Here is a 1,310-nt window from a genome sequence, read left to right on the forward strand (position 1 = left end):
TGAATGATGGCTTGCACATCTACTGATGCCGCTGCTTGATAGGCCAGCATGAAAATATCCGCTTGTGGATATGGTAGATCTTCTAAACCTTTGCGGCCTGCATGATCCGCTTGGCAGCAAATTAGAATGTCTTTTAGGCGCTCCGACTTGCGCCATACATCAAACTTGTTCAGGATTTTGATGATGGTTTGCGGCTTTAACTCAGCGGCGCGATGAATGTTGGAGTGTTGCTCGCAGACCATGAGCGCTAAATCTTTAAATTCATTCGGTACACGTACACGTTCGCACAGTTTTTTAATTAGCTTTAAACCGGTATGACAATGCATTTTATGGCTTGGCCATTCGCTCTCTGGTGTCACGCCTTTCCCTAAGTCATGCACCTGTGCGGCAAATCTAACAGGGAGTGATGTGCTCAGCTTTGCGGCTTGCTCTGCTACCATCAACGTATGGATACCCGTATCGATCTCTGGATGCCATTTTTCAGGTTGAGGGACGCCAAACAGCGCATCGATTTCTGGTAGCACGACAGCTAACGCGCCGCAATCTCGCAATACTGATAAAAACACATCGGGACGAGGCGTTGAAAGTGATTTATGCCACTCTTGCCACACGCGTTCTGATGTTAGCGTATTGAGTTCACCAGAGTCTGCCATGTCGCGCATGAGTTGCATGGTTTCTTTTGCTACCGTAAATCCCAGCGAGGCAAGTTTTGCAGCAAAACGTGCGACCCGAAGTACTCTAAGGGGATCTTCCACAAAAGCATCCGATACATGACGCAATATGCGATTATTCAAATCGGCTTGGCCGCCATAAGGATCGTACAGCTGGCCGCTATCATCCATCGCCATGGCGTTAATGGTTAAATCACGGCGAATCAAATCCTCTTCTAGCGTTACGCTTGGATCGAAGAAACAGTCAAAGCCCGTGTAACCTGAGCCTGATTTTCTTTCGGTTCGTGCAAGTGCGTGTTCTTCTTTATTTTTAGGATGAAGAAAAACAGGAAAGTCTTTTCCGACGGCAGTGTATCCTTGAGCAAGCATCATTCCTGGTGTGGCTCCGACTACCACCCAATCGTTGTCATAACTGTCAATGCCGAGCAATTGATCTCGAACTGCGCCACCTACTAAATAAACTTGCACGAATTACCTCTGAATTTATGGATATGACGTTGGACATTGTAGCAAGCAATGGTACTTTTCTTTACTCCCAAGAACAGATGCAACTATGTTTACATCATATTTGATTCTTTTGGGATGGGTTTTTAGCTGGAGATCCTAATGTATAAGGACTTTTTTGGGTTTGTTGAACAG

1 protein-coding gene is annotated in these 1,310 nt (G+C 45.9%); it reads right to left on the reverse strand.

Annotated features, from left to right (window positions below; translation table 11 throughout):
- The coding region (locus R8O70_RS25455; protein ID WP_318184489.1) for a multifunctional CCA addition/repair protein at positions 1–1,139 on the reverse strand (1,139 nt) is incomplete at its 3' end.
- Between the last annotated feature and the right edge of the window lie 171 nt (positions 1,140–1,310).

It is taken from the genome of Vibrio sp. 779(2023) (assembly GCF_033344285.1).
Lineage (GTDB): Bacteria > Pseudomonadota > Gammaproteobacteria > Enterobacterales > Vibrionaceae > Vibrio > Vibrio alginolyticus.